This is a genomic window from Nostoc sp., assembly GCF_036918245.1.
Classification (GTDB): Bacteria; Cyanobacteriota; Cyanobacteriia; order Cyanobacteriales; family Nostocaceae; genus Nostoc.
In genome coordinates this window covers 14,264-33,081 of record NZ_JBALEF010000094.1, presented here as the reverse complement: position 1 = coordinate 33,081, position 18,818 = coordinate 14,264, and the positions used below count along the sequence as shown (strand labels likewise).

The window sequence follows — 18,818 nt, the reverse complement described above, 5'->3', positions numbered from 1 at the left end:
TTTAAATACACGTTGGAGTGATGTCTCGCGCAAAAGTAATTTTGCGTGAGCTATAAATCATTTATACTTCACAACTTGCGGTAATCAAGGATAATGCCACTACTGGGGCTGTAACCGCTCTCAAAATGCGGCGACCAAGAGAAACAGGTTGAAATCCCGCTGACTTCGCATTCTCAATTTCTTGTGTTGTCCATCCCCCTTCTGGCCCAGTAGCAACGAGAATCTCCTCAGAAATGCTACTCAGCACCTTGCTTAAATGGGGATACTCTCCACGAGCCTCACAAATATAACGGTGACTTGTCTGATTCGCGGTGACAGCAGTATTAAAAGCAACAGGCTCTAAAATTGTCGGCACAAAAGAGCGCTCTGATTGTTCAGCGGCTTCCGCAGCGATGCGCCGCCAGCGTTCGAGCTTTTGAGGACTAGGATGAAGTAAAGTGCGATCGCTCAATACTGGTGCAATACTAGCTACTCCCAACTCTGTACAACACCGCACCACTTCATCAAATCCATTACCTTTGGGCAACGCCACCATCAGCGTAATCGATACAGGTAATTCTGTTTCTACTAAAAGTGGTTCTAAAACCTTTGCTTGTTCCCCTGCTAGCTGCGCTAACCACCATTTTCCCTTACCATCCATTGCAATAAAGCGATCGCCTTCACGCAAGCGCAATACACGCCCTAAATAATGCTGTTGTTCTTTTGTAAGTAAAATTTGCCCTTGTTGGAGTTGGGAGGGGGCGATCGCAATTCTTTGCAGTTGAGACATTTTTCTTAATAAATTATTGCCCTGCTTTAGACATCTGCTGTCTAACCCAGGTACGAAAAACACGAGTTGCTGCTATTTGTCCAACTTTTTTGCTTTCTTGGATAAATCGGGGAATCTCCGTCACCAGCACAGGCGCAAAAGTTGGACTGCGATCGCTTTGCAAGTATTGTCCATTGTTAAGGGCGTAGATTCTCAAGACATTTCCGTTATACCGCCAGAATTCTGGGACTCCCATTGAAGCGTAAAGGATTAATTTGTCTATTTTGGGTCTGGAGTATTCTACTTCCAAAACTAGGTCTGGTGGTGGGTCTGTATTCAGGTCAATATTTTCTTTGTTGCGGACTAAGAATTCGTTTTGGATATAGTAACTACTGTCCGGTTCGCCTCCTTGCTCCAAATCATCCGGCGTCATAGTCAACGAGCCAGCGCTTTTAACTTCTAAACCAAATTCTTCACACAGCACAATAACAAAACCTTCAATCAGACGGTTTGAGTTCTCGTGCGGCATCAGCGGGGTGATAATTTCTACTATTCCGTTGTTATAAGCTAGCCTTTTATTTCGCTCACATCCCATATCTGCCAGCATGGCTTTGAATGTTTGCCAGCTAATGTTTTGCAGCACATCCCTAGTTTCTGCAAATTTTGCTGTCGTTACCATAGTTCAGTTTTCTTGTGGATGTGTTACCTAACTGTATTAGGACTTATGCGAGAGAGACACAGATGGATTTATCTGTGTCTCTCTCTAGTTTTATTATCTTAAACTTTTCAGCTTACGAAAGATTCTGGAAGTAAGCCTCTAGCGCTTCACTCACCAACTGAGTCATCGGCTTACCTTGACTTTCTGCTACTTCCTTCAACTTACTATAAACCTCTTCTTTCAAATTGACCCGATGGCGCGATTTGTTTGCACCATTAGCGGTTTGCGGTTCGTAGCTAGCAGCAAATTCGCGGATGGCATCAAAACCAATGCGATCGCAAAAATCACCAAAACTTTCCTTCGATTTCCGAGATTTCTTAAAGTAAACAAAAATCGGCTCTAAGAAGGTTTCAAAGTCATTATGGTGCAGCTTTTCTATGTAAGGTTGTGCCAGTCGAGTCTGATTTGGCGAACCCCCTAACCATAATTGGTAAGATTCTGGAGCGCTACCGACAAAGCCCAATTCTGCCAGGTACGGACGAGCGCAACCGTTGGGGCATCCTGTCATCCTTACCACAAAATGTTCTTTTTGTAAACCTAATTTATCCAACAGAGCGCGAATCCGCTCCAAAATACCCGGTATTGCGCGTTCTGATTCTGTGACTGCCAAGCCGCAAGTAGGCAAAGCCGGACAAGCCATTGCATACCGTACTAAAGGTTCGATTTTGCTAGGGTCGTCTCCGACACCGTGACGGCTGAGAATGTCTTGAATAGCTTCCTTGTTATCTGGTTCGATATCGTAAAAAATCAGGTTATGGTTGGGTGTCAAGCGGATGGAGAAGTTAAACTGCTCGACAATTTCCCGCAAGGCGGTTTTCAGTTGAAACGAACCTTCATCCTTGATTCGACCATTGTCAATGGAAATTCCTAAGAATAGCTTGCCATCACCTTGTTCATTCCAGCCGAGGAAGTCGTGATATTTAAACTCTGGCAGTGGTTTGAAGGCTTCGACTGATTTGCCGAAATATTCTTCAACTTGGGTGCGGAATTTATCTACACCCCAATCGTTGATTAGATATTTTAATCTGGCATGACGACGGTCGGTGCGATCGCCATAATCTCTCTGGGTAGCAACAATTGCTTTCACTATGTCGTAAACATCATCCTTCGCTACATAGCCAATCTGGTCTGCTAACCTAGCGAAAGTTTCTTCTTTACCGTGTGTTCTACCTAAACCACCACCAGCAAAAATATTAAATCCTTCTAATTGTTTCTTCTTATTGGTAATTACTACCAAGGTCAGGTCTTGAGAATACAAATCAACCGAATTATCCCCTGGCACTGTCACGCAAATTTTAAACTTGCGAGGCATATAGTGAGTGCCATAAATTGGTTCTTCGTTGTCATGGATAATTGTGCCATTCCCATTGCGCTGTCGCGCCGCCTTCACCTCTGGGTTTTCTTCAGCACTAATTGCTTTTTCCCCATCTAGCCAAATTTCGTAATAAGCGCCTGTTTGGGCAGAGAGCAAGTCAGCAATATTCTGGGCATACTCCCAAGCATACTGGTACTCTGGGCGATTCTTAAAGGGGGCTGGTGGTGCCATCACGTTGCGGTTGATGTCGCCGCAAGCTCCCAAAGTCGTACCCAGGTTCTTGACAATTGTGGCAATTGCTGTTTTGAGATTCTTCTTTAAAATTCCGTGCATTTGGAAACCTTGACGGGTAGTTACTCGTAAGGTGTGGTTGCCATACTCATCAGCTAGTTTATCTAAAGCCAGATACAGCTGCGGCGGTACCAAACCACCCGGATTTTTTGTCCGCAGCATAAACTGGTAATCTTTTTCCTGTCCCTTGGTGCGGTTGTCGCGGTTATCCTGCTGGTAAGAACCGTGATACTTCAAAAGCTGCACCGCATTTTCGGTAAAATGGGTAGTGTCTTCAAGGATCTCAGTTGCTACAGGTTCACGCAAAAAATTACTATTTTCCTTGATTCCTTCGAGTTTGGAAGGCTTACGGCTAGCGATGGGGGAAGGAGCAGATTTAACCATTAGACTTGTATAGTATTCTCAATAAAGCATTAGTAGACGCCGAATCAGCACCCTTCGGCTACTTGATCCCCGGTAATCCGGCCGGAATAATGAGGAATGTTTTAATTTTACCACGGCAAAAGCTGGCTTTGTCAGTGATGTAATACTTAACAAAACCAGCTTTTGGGAGTAGTAAGTTTTGAGTGCTGAGTCCTGAGTACTAAGTAAAGTATAAACTGACTGAGGACTCAATAATCTTTTATTTGAAGCGATAACCAATACCACCATTGATGCTAACAGCAGAAGCATCGCTATTTTGGTAAGCACCAAGTCCTACTTTGGCATTAGTGTAGACGAGGAAGTTGTTAGCAACTTCCGATTCAACGCCAGCACCTACCACTACTGAATCTCTGTTACCTATAGGAGTTGGTGAGCCATCTTTTTCTACAAAAGAATAACCACCAGTTAAATAGGCGTTAGTTCTATTAGCGATAGGCACATCCACAGAAAGTTCTGGAATTATGGCACTTGTTTTATCACTCCAAAGGACATTACCGCGTGCAGAAAACGGCGTATTTCCTAATTTCGCGCGACCTGTGACATTACCGCCAAAGGTAGCATCATCATTGATACCTTGTCCGCCACTGGTAACGCCAGCTGCAACACCAGCACCAACATAACTAGCATCAGTACCCTTTTTAGTCTCAGCAGAAGCTTGACCAGCTGATAAAACAAAAGGAGCAACTATTAAGGAAGACAATGCAGAAATTGTCACGAAAGACTTGAGTAAGCGTTTCATAATTTTGATCAAATTTTGTATTTTTTACTTGTATATTCCAGGTCGAAAATAAAGTAATAATGTTCCAAATGATTCCCATGTTTTATTAAATGAATGTTGCTATTGATGCATAACGCTTACAGGACAATTATCCCTTAAATTGATAAATAAGCTGTTATAATTACATCTCGATGTCTTTCCATTCTGGTTCTTTGTTCCCCGATAGACACTTTTAAAACTGTCACAATAATTGGAACTAAAACCTAATCGGGATATGGTAAATCAAATACCCGATTAATAATTTTTACCGAGCTTTTTACAAATGATGAAAAAGTAGGCTGTAGCATCTGTTGCAACAAGCTATAGAAGGAATCTATAAAGTTAATTTTGAGCAATTATTGTGGAGATTGAATAATGCTAACCGCTGCAAAAACGTTGTCTGGTTTGATGGGTTTATGTGTCGGTGATGCGTTGGGTGTGCCGGTGGAGTTTACTAGCCGTGCTGAACGAGTAAAATCTCCAGTGACAACGATGCAGGGTTATGGCACATGGAATCAACCACCAGGAACTTGGTCAGATGACAGTTCGTTAAGCTTTTGCTTGGCAGAATGCCTTTGTAGGGGGTATTCATTGGATGCCATAGCCAATTCCTTCTGGCGCTGGTACAAGGAGGCTTACTGGACTCCTCGTGGCGATGTCTTTGACATTGGTCAAACTACTCATACAGCAATTATGCGCCTTAAACAGGGAGTTGTTCCCCATCAGGCGGGTGGCAAGGTTGAAAATAGTAATGGCAATGGTTCTTTAATGAGAATCTTGCCGATGGTTTATTGTCACAGAAGCTTAACTTTAGGCGAATTGCTGGCGCGGGTGCATGATGTTTCAGCGATTACTCATGCTCATGCGCGATCGCAAATGGCCTGTGGCATTTATATTAGTATTGCAGTGGCGCTCTTAGAAGGGGCTGACCTTAAAACAGCTTATCTACAAGCATTACAAGATATCCAAACAATTTATTCTGTGCGGGAATTTTTGTTAGAGAAGCCGCATTTTGGCAGAGTTTTCAGTGGTGAAATTGCCAAGATACCAGTTGAAGAGATTAATTCTGGTGGGTATGTGATTGATACCTTAGAATCATCCCTGTGGTGTTTATTAAATAGCTCGTCTTATTCTGAAGCGGTGCTGAAAGCTGTCAACTTAGGTGGAGATACCGATACTACCGCCGCCGTCACCGGTGGGTTAGCGGGAATTTACTACGGCGTGGAAAATATTCCTAAACAATGGATGAACCAAATTGCTCGTAGACAAGACATTATTTACTTGGCAGAACGTTTTGCAAGGGCTGTTTACAGCTAGTTTGGAATTAAAAATTATACCAAGCATTTGATAAGCGACTTTTCGCAAGTAAAATCAGTGGTAGAAAAGTTTCATGCTGGTTGAACAATGCTAACCTCTGCAAAAACATTGTCTGGTTTGATGGGTTTATGTGTTGGTGATGCCTTGGGTGTGCCAGTAGAGTTCACCAGCCGCGCTGAACGAGTAAAATCTCCAGTGATATCTATGCTGGGTTATGGAACTTGGGATGTTCCTGCTGGTACGTGGTCAGATGACAGTTCGCTGACCTTTTGTTTGGCAGAATGTCTTTGTGAGGGATTTTCACTGGATGCGATTGCTAATTTCTTCTGGCGCTGGTATCACGAAAGTTACTGGACTGCTCAAGGCGAAGTATTTGATATCGGTAACACCACATTTTTAGCAATTGTGAATTGGAAACAAGGAACTCCACCCTTGAAAGCCGGTGGTACTAGTGAAAATAGTAATGGCAATGGTTCTCTGATGAGAATCTTGCCGATGGCTTTTTGTCACAGAAGCTTAACCCTGGATGAATTGATTGCGCGGGTACATCAAGTTTCTTGCATTACCCATGCTCATGCGCGATCGCAAATGGCTTGTGGCATTTATATTAGTATTGCAGTGGCGCTCTTGGAAGGGGCTGACCCGCAAACAGCTTATCTACAAGGATTGCAAGATATCCAAACAATTTATTCTGTGCGGGAATTTTTGTTAGAGAAGCCGCATTTTGGCAGAGTTCTGAGTGGTGAGATTGCCAAGATACCAGTTGAAGAGATTAATTCTGGTGGCTATGTAATTGACACCTTGGAGTCATCCTTGTGGTGTTTATTAAATAGCTCGTCTTATTCTGAGGCAGTACTGAAAGCTGTTAACTTGGGTGGAGATACCGATACCACCGCCGCCGTCACTGGTGGATTAGCGGGTATTTACTATGGCGTGGAAAATATTCCTAAACAATGGATGAACCAAATTGCTCGTAGACAAGACATTATTTACTTAGCAGAACGCTTTGCTAGGGCTGTTTACAGCTAGTCCCGATCTTATCGAAAATCCAAGTGCTTAATATGCTAATGCTAAACCATCAGAACGAGATTCAGAAGCAGCAACTAACACTCCATTATGTCTCAGAATCATTTGACCTTTACCAAACATTATTTCAGAAGCAATTTCCTGATTATGACCTCGCTTTTTTAAGCCTGCAATAATTTCAGTACTTACACCCTTTTCTAAAAGGATCTTATTGCCTTCTAAAAATCGCCATCTAGGTGCATCTAAAGCAGCTTGAGGATTCATTTGATAGTCAGATAAATTAACTACCATTTGTAAGTGTCCTTGTGGTTGCATTGGTGCACCCATAACCCCAAAAGGGCCTAAAGGTTGATTGTCTTTAGTCAGAAAACCGGGGATAATAGTATGAAATGGAAGTTTTTGTGGTGCAACTTGATTAGGATGTCCCTCTTGTAAAGTAAATCCTGCTGCCCGGCATTGTAAAGAAATTCCAGTTTCAGGAATTAAAATACCGCTACCAAATCCTTCATAGTTAGATTGAATGAAGGATACCATTAAATCTGGATCGGCAGTACATAAATAAACAGTTCCTCCTTGAGTTAATCCTGTATTAGCTAGAGTAATTGCTGTATCTTTGATTAAGGATTGACGCTGTATCGCATAATTTTTATCTAGTAGTTGATTAACAGAAACCTTCATCAAACCTGGATCACAAACATGAGAATAAACATCAGCGAAAGCAAGTTTCATCGCTTCAATTTGATAGTGGAAACTTTCGGTTGAATCACGAGCATAGTTTTCAATTTTCAAGCCTTCTAAAATATTCAGTGCCATCAATGCAGCAATTCCTTGTCCATTGGGAGGGATTTCCCACACTTGTAATTGCTTGTATTGAGTTGAGATTGGATCGCACCAAATGGGTTGATGATTGGCTAAATCAGTTTTTGTTAAACATCCTCCTGTATCAGCAGAAAAATTAGCGATCGCCGCCGCTAATTTTCCTCGATAAAAGCTTTCTCCTCCGCTATTAGCAATTTCTTTTAATGTTTCTGCAAACCATAAACTCCCCCATATTTCTCCTGTTTTAGGAGCACAATTATTAGGAAAAAATACTTGCTTGAACGGCTGAAATTCTGGAGAATTTAGAGAGAGATAAATATTTTCTTGACGTTGCCAATATTGTGCAGTTATAGGAGACAAAGAAAACCCTTGTTCTGCATAACGGATTGCTGGAGTAAATAGTTGTTCAAACGGTAATTTTCCCACCGATTCCATAATTGATACCAAGCAGAAACTGCTCCAGGAACAGTTACAGATAACCATCCTAATTGCGGAATTTTTTCCATACCTAAGTATGATTTTAAATTCAGCTGTTGAGGACTTCTTCCAGAAGCATTAAGACCATGTAATTTCCCATCCCAAACAATCGCAAACGCATCTGAACCAATTCCATTTGATGTAGGTTCAACAACGGTTAAAGCAATCGCAGTCGCAACGGCAGCATCAACTGCATTTCCTCCTGCTAAAAACATTTCTATTCCTGCTAGGGTTGCTAAATGTTGACTAGTAGCAACAGCATATTTTTTGCCTAAAATAACTCGACGGTGGGAATGGTAAGGATAATGATTGAGATTGAACTCCATAAAATGGCTCTGTAGCTATGTAATGTAGTCCACGAAGATTTGTAGGAGGGTGTTTGTTTGTCCTTGTCCCGTCCAATTGCAGGGTTGTTTCATGCCCTAAAAGATGTAAAAGTACAACCATCTAGGGGATGAAAAATCATGGATGCAAAGATGAAACAGCCCTGCTTTAATTACTGAATCGATCCTCTACTCCAACTGCTAACTCCTAAACTGTAGACAACGAATAGACCTGACCATCGATTAGCAGTCGCGTGATGCCCTTAGCTTGGAGATGAGTACGAGCCTTATGGAGCATTTTACTATCTGGAACTTTAATCACGCGATCGCGTTTAGTAGAAAAACGCTTGGCGACGCGATGGTTATCAAACACCGGCAGAGTTCTTTGCTGGGTTTCCAGGCTGGGAATTTGTCCCAAGTCACCAAAGTCCTTCAAAGGTCGCGTAATTAATTCTGAGGAACGGTCAATTACCAAATAGCAAGTTTTGGGCAAATTCGCTACCGACAGTGGTAAAACTTCAACTGATGCTTCACCTGGTCTTCTTCTTGTAACTAAAGGTCTTTGCTCATCTAGGTCATCATCATCAAAGTCTTCTTCCTCAAAGTCATCATCTTCTAAATCATCATCTTCTAAATCATCCAAATCCTCTGATTCGTCGAGCAAATCTTCGCCCAGCATGTGCGCGATGACGGCCGCTCCTGGATGTTCATTCTTTAGCGGTGGGATGGGAATGCTGACTATTTCCGGCGGCTTTGGCTCTGGAGTTTCTAATTTCTCTGTGACTCGGAGTTTGGGTTTCTCCGTCGCCGAAGGGCGTCGCCGCACTCGTCTACTAGCAGCAATTGACTCCGCCGTTTCCTCTGAGTAAAGTTCCTGCTCTACACGAATTATCTTACGTGGTAGGGGCTCAACCTTTGGCAATTCCAAGGGTTGGTTTTCACTGGGTGGAACTTCTATCTCCGGCTCTGGTTCTGGTTGACTCAGCAATGGTAATTGCTCATAGCTTACCTGCGCCCTTCCTTCAGGAGTTCTCGCAGCCCGCTTTAAAGAGACTAAGTATTCATACTCATCTTCTGGCAAAGTGCTTTTGAGCAGGCGACTAATCGTCGAGTTACTCACACCATAGCGGTCTGCCAAAGTTGAGGTTGTTTCAGCAGTCTCTCGATATAACTTAAGAATTTCTTGCTTGTCAGAGTCTGTTAATTTTCTCACGGTAGATACCAAAAATCTTTACTAAGCTCGTTTCCGTCCGCTGGTTCGCCGTGTTCGTCTTAGTGATGCGTCATATTCTAAGACAGCGCCCAGGCCAAATAACACTCCACTAAACACCCAAAACACTTCTAATATCTCCCCACTTTGATAATTGGGGCCTTGGGCGTATTTAAACCACATATCTGCAATGTAAAGCGAAAAGGCCGCGGCTGCAATCATTCGCCAAGACTGGGAAACTCTTCCCCCCCAAAAGGCTAGTAGCAAAGTGGTAGCAATAATTAACAAAACTACATCGCTAACTACATAAAACCAATTCAAAATAGCGACTAGCAGTTCTGAGGGTGTTTCCTGTTGCATAGAAATCCACCATGCCAACAAACTACCGAACACTGCAATTGCTAACACAATTAGCCACTGCCATTTTTCCAGATTGATTCGCCTGGAAGCCACAGCTAAAATCATGCCTGCGCCAAGTAATAGATAAGTCAGTACAAAAAATATATCGCCCACAGATAGATCCGGTTCATCTTTTAAAACTATTTCGGTATAGCCGAAAATTATCCCCCCAACGAAATAGGAAAGCATACCTAACCCAATTAAGAGCCAAACATTTCGCCCACTGACGATTTGTGGACTCAGCCAGTTCCTCAAGCATAAGATACTGGCACCCAAATAAGCTAAAGCTTCAAAAATATTTGTGCCAATCACATACCACTCGGCTCGGCTTTCTATGCCATCGGCTCCGGGAACTTTGGCACTAAACAACAAAAAGTATAGCAGTGCCAGTACGGCCCAGCCAATATTAGCTAAGACAATGTTCTGAGTTGTGAAAATTGATTTAGAAAGAAACGAATTCTCGTAAGAGTTATTCATAGGACTTGACTATGTAGATGCACTCTGGCAGTATTTTGAGTTAAAGGACTGTATATCTTGCAGTGTGTCTACCAGTGAATACACAATCAGACACCAAAAGCAAGTGCCAGTGGCAGGAATTTTGTTAAATAATTTCCATGCTACTGCCATAGTTTACTTAGTGGCGATTGATTTAGCCAATTGATAAACACTGATCGCTCGGCTTCTGGCATATCTTCTAGCTTATAAATCACTTGTTTGGTAAAATTAGCGTTGCCAAAATAAGCTTTTCCTAATCGATGCAGTTCTTGTAACAGGATAACTACATGATTTTCTTGCCAATCAGGTATTTTGGCTGTCGGCAAAGGATTAGTAGATACCAAATATTTAACCGCTTCTAGGGAAGATGCTTGGGGAAATTGCTTCTGCTTGAACACCTCCGCAATATCTTTTTCAAATAATGCAGCTTGCCTAGCACCTAAAAACTCTTCAATGTCGATAGAAACACCCTGCAACAGCAAAATACCGGCTTGGACTAAAATCGCCGTTTTGCCATGACCACCTGTGTCACAATCCAGTTGCTCTAAACGGATTTTACCCCAAACACTAAAGCGTTCCGGTTCTTCCAGTAAAACACAGGCTTTACCTCGATTATCCGTTAATTCTCTCCATAAGGCTCTAGCTTCTTCCTCTTGACTAGCTTTGAAGACACTAATCAAGCGAAAAGTCTGCCCTTGATAACTGAGGATCGGCACCTGCTGATCCTTTTTTGGGTGCTGAATGCTTGATATTTCAACATCCTGCCGTTTGAGAATAAACATGGCACTAGCAAATAACTCCTCACAGGGGCACTCTTAATATGGAATATATAATGGCATTTGGCAGCATCGCCAAGGCTGAAATTACCTAGCATACTGTGGAAACGAGCCTAGCGATCGCCAGTTCCTTCCCGAAGGTCTCCGCCCAGAGGACGGTGGCGTTGACAGGCAAATAACCCCTTGACAACTCAATATATCTAAACCAATACCCCATCTGTTTCGTTTTCGGTGTAGATTAACTAACTAGCGACTAGCATCTTAGCCTTGCTAGTGGTAAATCTGCAATTTTCGATTGCTTGTTGGTAGGTGAAGACGATATAATAGTGTAGGTGACTCCTTGGGGAGCCATTATTTTGTTTTGGGCGCGTAGCTCAGTGGATAGAGCAATTGCCTTCTAAGCAATCGGTCGCAGGTTCGAACCCTGCCGCGCTCGTTTTAACTTAATATGAACCCTCAAGCACGGTGAACTGATATGATGATTTAATCGATTGAGGGTTCGTTATTGCTGCATCATACTAAAAACAAGGGCGATATTGCTGCTACGAAAGCGATCGCTGATCTAACGCTTAAAGGGTATTTAGTCCTCACGCCAGTTGTTTGTAAGCATTTACCTTTTGATTTCGTTGCCTACAAAGACGATAAATTTTACAAAATACAAGCTAAATACGCGGGGGATAATAGAGTAGTCAATAAAACTATTTGGGTAGATAAAAATGGTATTCATCAGAAGAAGTATAAAGTAAATGACTTTGACTTTTATGCTGTTTATCTGCCTGATATAGATAAAGTTGTTTATCCATCAATTAACTTTAATGGTTGCTACATAACTACCCAGATACCGAATTCAGCTACACCCTTTTACTGGTGGGAAGATTTTATAGATTTAACTGAAGCAGCGTCTAGGCGAACCTACAAGGAGTTTGGGGTTGATTTAACAACCAGAAAAGTTAATCCAGACTCTAGAATTCATACCAGAAAAGTAGAAAGGCCATCAAAAGAAGAACTAGAAAAACTAGTTTGGGAAAAGCCAAGCGCACAAATTGGGAGAGATTTTGGCGTATCTGATAAGGCTGTAGAAAAGTGGTGTAAGGCTTATGGGGTAGAAAAGCCACCCAGAGGGTATTGGGTGAAAAAGGCTTATGGAAAAGTGGAAGGACAGTTAACAGCCCATAACGAAACGTTCTCTAGGATAGAGTTTTAGCTTTTTTATAAAAATTCTAGCCTTGGCGAGATCACCTGTGGAGGGAGAAAACTTTTAAATATATTCACGTAGACTAAGAAAATATTTATCAAATTAAACCCTCTGAATTCCACATAGAGGGGTAATGAGAGATTATTTTTCATTAAAACTGGGAATACTGAGTTAAGACATTCCACCGAGCATAATCATGTCAACAAATAAGTTAATTTATGGGCGTGACGGTAGCCGAAATATTTTAATGGAAGCTTTAACTACAGTTCAGTCACGTTTAATTATAGTTTGTCCTTGGATAACGAATGAAGGTATTGAAGATGTTACACCTATATTTGAAAAGCTTTTAAAGGATAAAGTTAAGATTAGCATAGGTTGGGGTAATCAAAAAGATATTTCTAAAGTTGATTATGGTGATTATCCTGAAACAGAAACTTTAAGAGTTAGACTAATGAAATATTTAGGTTGGAAATATTTGGGAATTTATCAATTACAACGATTGGAGAAACTTTTCCCGGATTTATTTGAATTAAAGTTAGTTGGCACACATGAAAAATATTTAGTCTGTGATAATTTATTCGCGTTTACAGGAAGTCATAATATATTGACCTCAAAAGGTTTATATGGAGATTATGAGATAGGTTTACGTATTACAGAATCTTCAATTATTAATGAGTTAATAGAGCATTTTGATGAATGCTTTTCTTGGGAGAAGGATAAATGGAATTTAATATACCCTAATTGATAACTAGAAGAGTTGCTACCAACATAGCTGTATGGTGCTTGCATTTAGGTATCATGTTTATGTTCTACTAGCATGATACCCATTTGATACCCCAAATTTTGGATTCATAGTCAAATCATAGTCAAAAAACAAACTGATACCCAAAATTCTGTTCTGATAGCCAAATCATAGCCAAAATCATAATTAGAATAGTCAAAAATGCAAGTAAGAAAGTTAGCTTTTCAACATACAGATTCCTTCAAAAGCCTGAAACCCTTAACTTTACGTCGATTATTTCATTAATAGTAAAAAGCCCGTGACGAGGATTGAACTCGTGACCTCACCCTTACCAAGGGTGTGCTCTACCACTGAGCCACACGGGCGAAAGATAAATTAGGTTTTTTAGTTGTAAGTTACAATGCTGGAAGCTTTGCTCTTAACCCAGTCATTATAACTTATAACTTCGTAAGTGGTGGGCCGGGCTGGATTTGAACCAGCGTAGGCGCTAGCCAACGGATTTACAGTCCGTCTCCATTAACCACTCGGACACCGACCCGATTTGTCTCACGATTTAAAATATTAGCACCATGTTTTATAAATTGCAAGTGATTAGAAAAAATAACTTGCAGGTAGAGATCGCAACAAAACTGCGTCTCTACCATCTGTATAAAAAATACTAGTTACACACTCATCTCCAGCATTCGTTGCATTGGTCGCAGTGCAGCAAGGCGGATATCCTCTGACATGGTAATTTCGGGAGTGCGATTTTTCATTGCCCAGTAGAGCTTTTCTAGGGTGTTTAATCGCATAAAGGGACATTCGTTACAAGCGCAATTATTCATCGGCGGGGCAGGAATAAAATGCTTGTCAGGAGCTAGTTTTTGCATTTGGTGAATGATTCCAGGCTCCGTAGCCACGATAAATTCTTTGGTGGGACTGCTTTGACAATACTTGAGTAAAGCGGCTGTAGAGCCAATAAAGCTGGCGTGGCGCAATACACTACTTTCACATTCTGGGTGTGCGATCGCCTCTGCTTCTGGGTGGGCAATTTTTAACTGGACAATTTTCTTTTCGGAGAAGGTTTCATGGACAACACAGCTACCTTGCCATAGCACCAAATCTCGTCCAGTCTGTTCCATGACATACCGCCCCAAATTCCGATCTGGGGCAAAAATAATCGGCTGTTCCTTCGGTATCTGCTCTACAATCTTGACAGCGTTGGAACTAGTACAAATAATATCGCTCATCGCTTTAATATCAGCAGAGCAGTTGATATAAGACACCACCAGATGATCTGGATGCGCTGCTTTAAAAGCTGCAAACGCCTCTGGTGGACAACTGTCTGCTAAAGAACAACCAGCATTCAAATCTGGTAAAAGTACTAATTTATCGGGATTAAGTATCTTTGCTGTTTCTGCCATGAAGTGAACACCAGCAAAGACAATCACATCCGCATTGGTTTTTTCGGCGGCTCTTGCCAGTTGTAATGAATCCCCAATAAAGTCGGCAATATCCTGAATATCTGGCTCTTGATAATAATGTGCCAAAATAACTGCATTGAGTTCTTTTTTAAGATTCTCAATGGCAACAAACAAATCTAGTGGTAGTTCACCCGGTTGGGTTTTTTCTCGTTGAGCTAGTGCAGTGGTAAACACAGTTAAGGGGTGCTTTAAGTTGCAAATTTGTGTCCTGTGAAATCAATTATAGTAGTTTTTACCAAAAATAGTGGACGGTTGATATTTTCGGGTTGTGTCCAAATCGGGCTGAGTTTCATATCCTGGAGATAGACGGCAAGGAAAGTGGCATGACCAGTCAGAAAACTCAATCGATAACCCTGAAAATTGCTGTAATTGGAGATGTTCACGACCAATGGGAAGTGGAAGATGGTATTGCACTCAAGCATTTGGGTGTTGACTTAGCGCTGTTTGTCGGGGATTTTGGCAACGAGTCGGTAAAAGTGGTCAGAGCGATCGCCGCTCTCGATATTGCCAAAGCAGCCGTGATGGGCAACCACGATGCTTGGTACACCGCCACCGAATGGGGACGTAAAAAGGCTCCTTATGACCGCTCTAAGGAAGACTGGGTACAGGAACAACTCGATTTATTAGGCGCGTCCCATGTCGGTTACGGTAAGCTAGATTTTCCGGCTTGGAATTTAACTGTAGTGGGGGGTCGTCCTTTTACCTGGGGTGGTCCAGAGTGGAAATTCGCGGAAATCTGTAAAGAACGTTATGGTGTGACAAGTCTGGAAGAATCTGCCGATCGCATCTTTAAAGCAGTCAAAAGCGCTGCTTACGAGACAATTATATTTTTGGGTCACAATGGGCCTAGTGGGTTAGGCGATCGCCCTGAAGACCCCTGCGGCAAAGACTGGCATCCAATTGGCGGCGACTTTGGCGATCCAGATTTTGGCGAGGCGATTTCTCAAGCCTTGACTGCTGGTAAAACCATTCCTCTGGTGACATTTGGTCACATGCACCATACTCTCAGACATACTAAGGTGCTGCGGAAATCTATCTTTAGAAGTCCAGAAGGGACAATTTACTTAAATGCGGCAAGTGTCCCGAGGATTGTGGAAAATGACAGCGAGAAGTTGCGTAACTTTTCCATTGTTACTCTAGAGGCGGGTACGGTTTCGCAAGTTTCCCTAGTTTGGGTGGGGAGTGACTTCCAGGTGGCTTCAGAGGAAATTCTGTACGAGCGATCGCGTAGTGTGTCGTAGACATTCGCATCCAGTAGTGCAATCTGCGTAGATGATACGATATAGTATTATCTGTCAGCTTTAGTGCTAACCAACAAAAGCGCCTGAATAGCGTCTGAAAGTAGGGTATACACAAGTTTGACAGATTTATTGGAGAGGTGGCAGAGTGGTCGATTGCGTCCGACTTGAAATCGGATGAGGCTAAAACCTCCGGGAGTTCGAATCTCCCCCTCTCCGTTGAGGAATTAAAAATTGAAAATTAAAAATTAAAAATTGAGGAGGATGAGGTTAGGTGGAGCCTTTGGTGGAGATGATAATGGCACCAAGAATTTCTGTTAGTTCTTCTGCTTCGGTTTGGAGTTGACTAATTCTTTCTTGAGGTACTATTTCGGAAGCAATAAGCAACCTTAACCAATACCGAGTTTCACGGGATTCTTTTAGTGCAATCATGAGCTTGCTGATAAAATCTGCTTTGCTTTGAGCAGCTTGTGCTTCTTCTACATTAGCTCCAATCGATGTTCCTGACCTTAATAACTGTTGAGCAAGGGTTCGCGCTACTCCTGGTTTGTCATCTAAAAACTGGCACAATTTGACTATACGAACTGAAAAAGCAAAAGTGCGCTCGCAAATATCTTTTTTCACAAGCGATATTTTAAATAATTAAATTGCAATTTGTTGTGGGAATATTTAGTAATTTTACAATTCATCTTGATGTACTCTTTACTCAACTTTAATTTTTATTGGTAAAAATAGCGAATCTTCTATTTTTTGTCTGACTTCACAGCTAACGTAACAATCACTTTTTAAACAATCATTTAATAATGAATTAGCATCATAGTAATTAATATTAATTTTACTTATTTGTCGTTTAATTCTTTTTTGTAACAAATATTTCTATATTTTATAACTAAAATTCTCAGTTTTTTCAACCATTGATTTATAGTTTTATCTTGTCGTCCCATCCTCTTTTCTATATTATCAGTGAAAGGAGTTTGCTCCTTTAAATTTTGAAGTGATTTCTGAAATTCAGGTTCTAATTTAAGATTCAAAGAAAGAGCGTAACTCAGATATTCTTCAGGCTCAAGGTCTTCAAATTCAAGAGCATCAGTTAGCGCCTCATCAAAATCAATCTCTGGATCAGTATTATAAGTAAAACCAAATTCTTGAGCAAAGTCGCCACGGTAATCTATAGCTGAGTAACTAAAAAACAGAGCGTGTTCTAAGTAAAAGGCTCTTACTACTGCTTTTTTATGATTATATTTGACTGCTAAAGCTTTGTTATAGATTATTTGCAAAAGGTGCTGTAACTTATCATCAAAGGCTACAATTGAGTCAATCTTTGACTTCATCAAAAGTAATAAATCATCTGCCTTCCGCATCATTCCAGCAGTAAGCAAAAATACTTCCCGCCAACGTATCTCTGTAATATGCCCTACCAAACTTTCCAAGGCAGAGTTAGAAACTATTTCTCTTGCAGCAAAATACTCATGAAACGTTAAATGAGAAAAGGAATAGATACCTTTTGCTCGTTCTACTAATAACCCATGCTGTGCTTCAATAGACTTTAAAACAGCTTCACTATCGAGTTTCAATACTTCTGGATCTGTGTCAGCATTGCGTAAGTTGCGAATAAAATCAGCAATGTATGCTTCGGCAGTTTTCTGCTTAAAAAAATAGTCTTTCTGCTCAAAAGTAGTTAAGCCTATTTGACTCAGCAAGTCTTCCTTACGCTGCAAAGACAGGTTTTTATAGACCTGCTCTCTCTCTATGTTGCGTTTGGCATCCCATTTTTTCAGCAATACATCTAATCCTTCTTGATAAAGTTCAGAGCGGTTTGCTGGGAAATCTCCACTATCTCCAAACACCGAACACAGCAATGTCAAAAGTAAAGGACTACTAGCTAGTTCTTGGATTGGTTCATTCTCCTTTAGTTTTTCAATGAATCTTTTACTTTTAACTGGATCAGTTAATTGGAACCAGTTTTGAGCAAAAATGGCTATTTGTTTTTCATCAAAATCTGCCATTTCTACTTCTGTGAAACTTTGATAGGTGTATTCTTTGGCAGCAATCCGACAGGTAATTACAAATTGATTGGTATGAAATAGGTCAGAAAATTCCCGAATTTGTCGTAAGACACGCTTGGTGTCTTCTTCTCGTACTTCATCTAACCCATCCAGCAAGACTAATGTCTTACCCTCTTTCAACAGTTTGTCTACTGTCACACTGTCATGAGATAACCCACAGATTGACAATTGTTCAGCAATAAATTTCAAAATATCTGGTTGTTTAACTGCTTCTGCAAAATCTTTTAATGTGATAAACAAGGGAACTCTGTTAGCTTGAAATCTCCCTTCAATACACTGCATTGCTAGATATTTTAAAAAAGTGGTTTTTCCTGCTCCTGGTTTACCTAAAACCATTAACTTACTATAACGCTGTACAACCTCTAGCCCTGAGACTCGTTTCTGTTTTACCCGGCTAAGTCCAATCCGCTCAAAGTTATCATAGTCACAGCTTTGCATTAGTTCTGCAACTTTAAGTCGTGTTCGTCCTGTTATTTCCTCCAGAATATTGACATTTGTGTAAATACCTTGTTTTCCTGTTAACTCAATTGGCTTAGGCATATCTAATACCTTCATGGTTCCGCACTTTTCTTTGATGTAGGGTTTGATTTGTTTGCGGATTTCTTGCACTAAAGTATCAATAGAATCATCTACGTCATCTGTAGTTAAATGGCCAGAGGGTTGTTGCTGTGAGTATCTTTTGCTCAAATACTCCCGTAAGCGGCTTTCTTTAACAGGGCCATTACCAGTGATACAAAACTTTTTATAAATACCTGTGAGGCAAGTACTGAGGTTACTTTCAGAAATGTTTAATTCTTGAGTTACGTGGACTAGATTCTTACTACGACCGAATATTTCCAGAAAGACTTCTTTCTCTCGGTACGACAATTCACTGTATTGCTCCAGTTGCTTAAGAAAGTCCTCTGGTATAGACATTGACCACTCCTACAATTACTTATAAGCCAGTGTAGCCAAAGTTTTTATCAAAATGTGGAGTTAAATCAGTATAAGTCAGGCTAAGTCAAGGTAAGTCAGATAAAT

16 protein-coding genes, 4 tRNA genes and 1 pseudogene are annotated in these 18,818 nt (G+C 41.1%); 7 read left to right on the top strand and 14 right to left on the bottom strand.

The window, feature by feature from the left end; translation table 11 throughout:
• Positions 1 to 61 precede the first annotated feature (61 nt).
• The 4 genes from V7L12_RS26635 to V7L12_RS26620 form a co-directional block, all read right to left on the bottom strand.
• Entirely contained in the window at positions 62 to 769 is a 708-nt protein-coding gene (locus V7L12_RS26635) for a 16S rRNA (uracil(1498)-N(3))-methyltransferase (RefSeq protein ID WP_335088947.1), read from the bottom strand.
• Positions 770 to 782: 13 nt separating this feature from the next.
• Positions 783 to 1,427 carry a Uma2 family endonuclease gene (locus V7L12_RS26630; RefSeq protein ID WP_334820401.1) on the bottom strand — a complete coding sequence of 215 codons (645 nt, stop codon included), beginning with the start codon at positions 1,425 to 1,427 and terminating at the stop codon, positions 783 to 785.
• 112 nt (positions 1,428 to 1,539) lie between these two features.
• Positions 1,540 to 3,456, bottom strand: coding sequence for a sulfite reductase, ferredoxin dependent (gene sir, locus V7L12_RS26625; RefSeq protein ID WP_335088945.1), 1,917 nt, complete (start codon positions 3,454 to 3,456; stop codon positions 1,540 to 1,542).
• 238 nt (positions 3,457 to 3,694) lie between these two features.
• Positions 3,695 to 4,234 (bottom strand): porin family protein, encoded by a 540-nt coding sequence (locus tag V7L12_RS26620; protein ID WP_104905937.1) that lies wholly within the window; start codon positions 4,232 to 4,234, stop codon positions 3,695 to 3,697.
• A 393-nt stretch (positions 4,235 to 4,627) separates the two neighbouring features.
• Here V7L12_RS26620 and V7L12_RS26615 point away from each other — a divergent pair, with 393 nt between their 5' ends.
• Both V7L12_RS26615 and V7L12_RS26610 read left to right on the top strand, forming a co-directional pair.
• On the top strand, positions 4,628 to 5,569 hold the full coding sequence (locus V7L12_RS26615; RefSeq protein WP_335088943.1) for an ADP-ribosylglycohydrolase family protein: 942 nt from the start codon (positions 4,628 to 4,630) through the stop codon (positions 5,567 to 5,569).
• An 87-nt stretch (positions 5,570 to 5,656) separates the two neighbouring features.
• A complete protein-coding gene (locus tag V7L12_RS26610) occupies positions 5,657 to 6,598 on the top strand; it encodes an ADP-ribosylglycohydrolase family protein (protein ID WP_335088941.1) in 942 nt (313 codons plus the stop codon).
• A gap of 27 nt (positions 6,599 to 6,625) precedes the next feature.
• Here V7L12_RS26610 and V7L12_RS26605 read toward each other — a convergent pair.
• The 4 genes and pseudogenes from V7L12_RS26605 to V7L12_RS26590 all read right to left on the bottom strand — a co-directional run bounded on the left by V7L12_RS26605 (position 6,626) and on the right by V7L12_RS26590 (position 11,100).
• A pseudogene (locus tag V7L12_RS26605) lies at positions 6,626 to 8,106 on the bottom strand (gamma-glutamyltransferase family protein).
• 316 nt (positions 8,107 to 8,422) lie between these two features.
• Positions 8,423 to 9,427 (bottom strand): transposase, encoded by a 1,005-nt coding sequence (locus V7L12_RS26600; protein ID WP_335088939.1) that lies wholly within the window; start codon positions 9,425 to 9,427, stop codon positions 8,423 to 8,425.
• Between the two features lie 21 nt (positions 9,428 to 9,448).
• Complete coding sequence (locus V7L12_RS26595; protein ID WP_335088937.1) at positions 9,449 to 10,300, bottom strand: hypothetical protein; 852 nt, start codon at positions 10,298 to 10,300, stop codon at positions 9,449 to 9,451.
• A 140-nt stretch (positions 10,301 to 10,440) separates the two neighbouring features.
• Entirely contained in the window at positions 10,441 to 11,100 is a 660-nt protein-coding gene (locus tag V7L12_RS26590; RefSeq protein WP_335088935.1) for an Npun_F0813 family protein, read from the bottom strand.
• Between the two features lie 357 nt (positions 11,101 to 11,457).
• Between V7L12_RS26590 and V7L12_RS26585 the strand changes: the two genes are divergently transcribed.
• The 3 genes from V7L12_RS26585 (at position 11,458) to V7L12_RS26575 (ending at position 13,034) form a co-directional block, all read left to right on the top strand.
• Positions 11,458 to 11,530, top strand: a tRNA-Arg gene (locus V7L12_RS26585).
• Between the two features lie 69 nt (positions 11,531 to 11,599).
• Positions 11,600 to 12,298: a group I intron-associated PD-(D/E)XK endonuclease gene (locus V7L12_RS26580; RefSeq protein ID WP_335088933.1), complete on the top strand. Its 699-nt coding sequence runs from the start codon at positions 11,600 to 11,602 to the stop codon at positions 12,296 to 12,298.
• Positions 12,299 to 12,485: 187 nt separating this feature from the next.
• Positions 12,486 to 13,034: a phospholipase D-like domain-containing protein gene (locus V7L12_RS26575; RefSeq protein WP_335088931.1), complete on the top strand. Its 549-nt coding sequence runs from the start codon at positions 12,486 to 12,488 to the stop codon at positions 13,032 to 13,034.
• Between the two features lie 290 nt (positions 13,035 to 13,324).
• Here V7L12_RS26575 and V7L12_RS26570 read toward each other — a convergent pair.
• From V7L12_RS26570 to nadA, 3 genes are all read right to left on the bottom strand, one after another.
• Positions 13,325 to 13,396, bottom strand: a tRNA-Thr gene (locus V7L12_RS26570).
• Positions 13,397 to 13,483: 87 nt separating this feature from the next.
• Positions 13,484 to 13,569, bottom strand: a tRNA-Tyr gene (locus V7L12_RS26565).
• A gap of 124 nt (positions 13,570 to 13,693) precedes the next feature.
• Positions 13,694 to 14,668 (bottom strand): quinolinate synthase NadA, encoded by a 975-nt coding sequence (gene nadA, locus V7L12_RS26560; protein WP_335088930.1) that lies wholly within the window; start codon positions 14,666 to 14,668, stop codon positions 13,694 to 13,696.
• A gap of 149 nt (positions 14,669 to 14,817) precedes the next feature.
• Between nadA and V7L12_RS26555 the strand changes: the two genes are divergently transcribed.
• Positions 14,818 to 15,735 carry a TIGR04168 family protein gene (locus V7L12_RS26555; RefSeq protein WP_335088928.1) on the top strand — a complete coding sequence of 306 codons (918 nt, stop codon included), beginning with the start codon at positions 14,818 to 14,820 and terminating at the stop codon, positions 15,733 to 15,735.
• Positions 15,736 to 15,866: 131 nt separating this feature from the next.
• Positions 15,867 to 15,951 (top strand) — tRNA-Ser (locus V7L12_RS26550).
• Positions 15,952 to 16,002: 51 nt separating this feature from the next.
• Here V7L12_RS26550 and V7L12_RS26545 read toward each other — a convergent pair.
• From V7L12_RS26545 to V7L12_RS26540, 3 genes are all read right to left on the bottom strand, one after another.
• A complete protein-coding gene (locus tag V7L12_RS26545; protein WP_335088926.1) occupies positions 16,003 to 16,356 on the bottom strand; it encodes a four helix bundle protein in 354 nt (117 codons plus the stop codon).
• 78 nt (positions 16,357 to 16,434) lie between these two features.
• Positions 16,435 to 16,602 (bottom strand): NACHT C-terminal helical domain 2-containing protein, encoded by a 168-nt coding sequence (locus V7L12_RS33375; protein ID WP_442947922.1) that lies wholly within the window; start codon positions 16,600 to 16,602, stop codon positions 16,435 to 16,437.
• Positions 16,572 to 18,713, bottom strand: coding sequence for an NACHT domain-containing protein (locus V7L12_RS26540; protein WP_335088924.1), 2,142 nt, complete (start codon positions 18,711 to 18,713; stop codon positions 16,572 to 16,574). Before V7L12_RS26540 ends, V7L12_RS33375 begins: the two co-directional genes overlap by 31 nt.
• Positions 18,714 to 18,818: the final 105 nt, after the last annotated feature.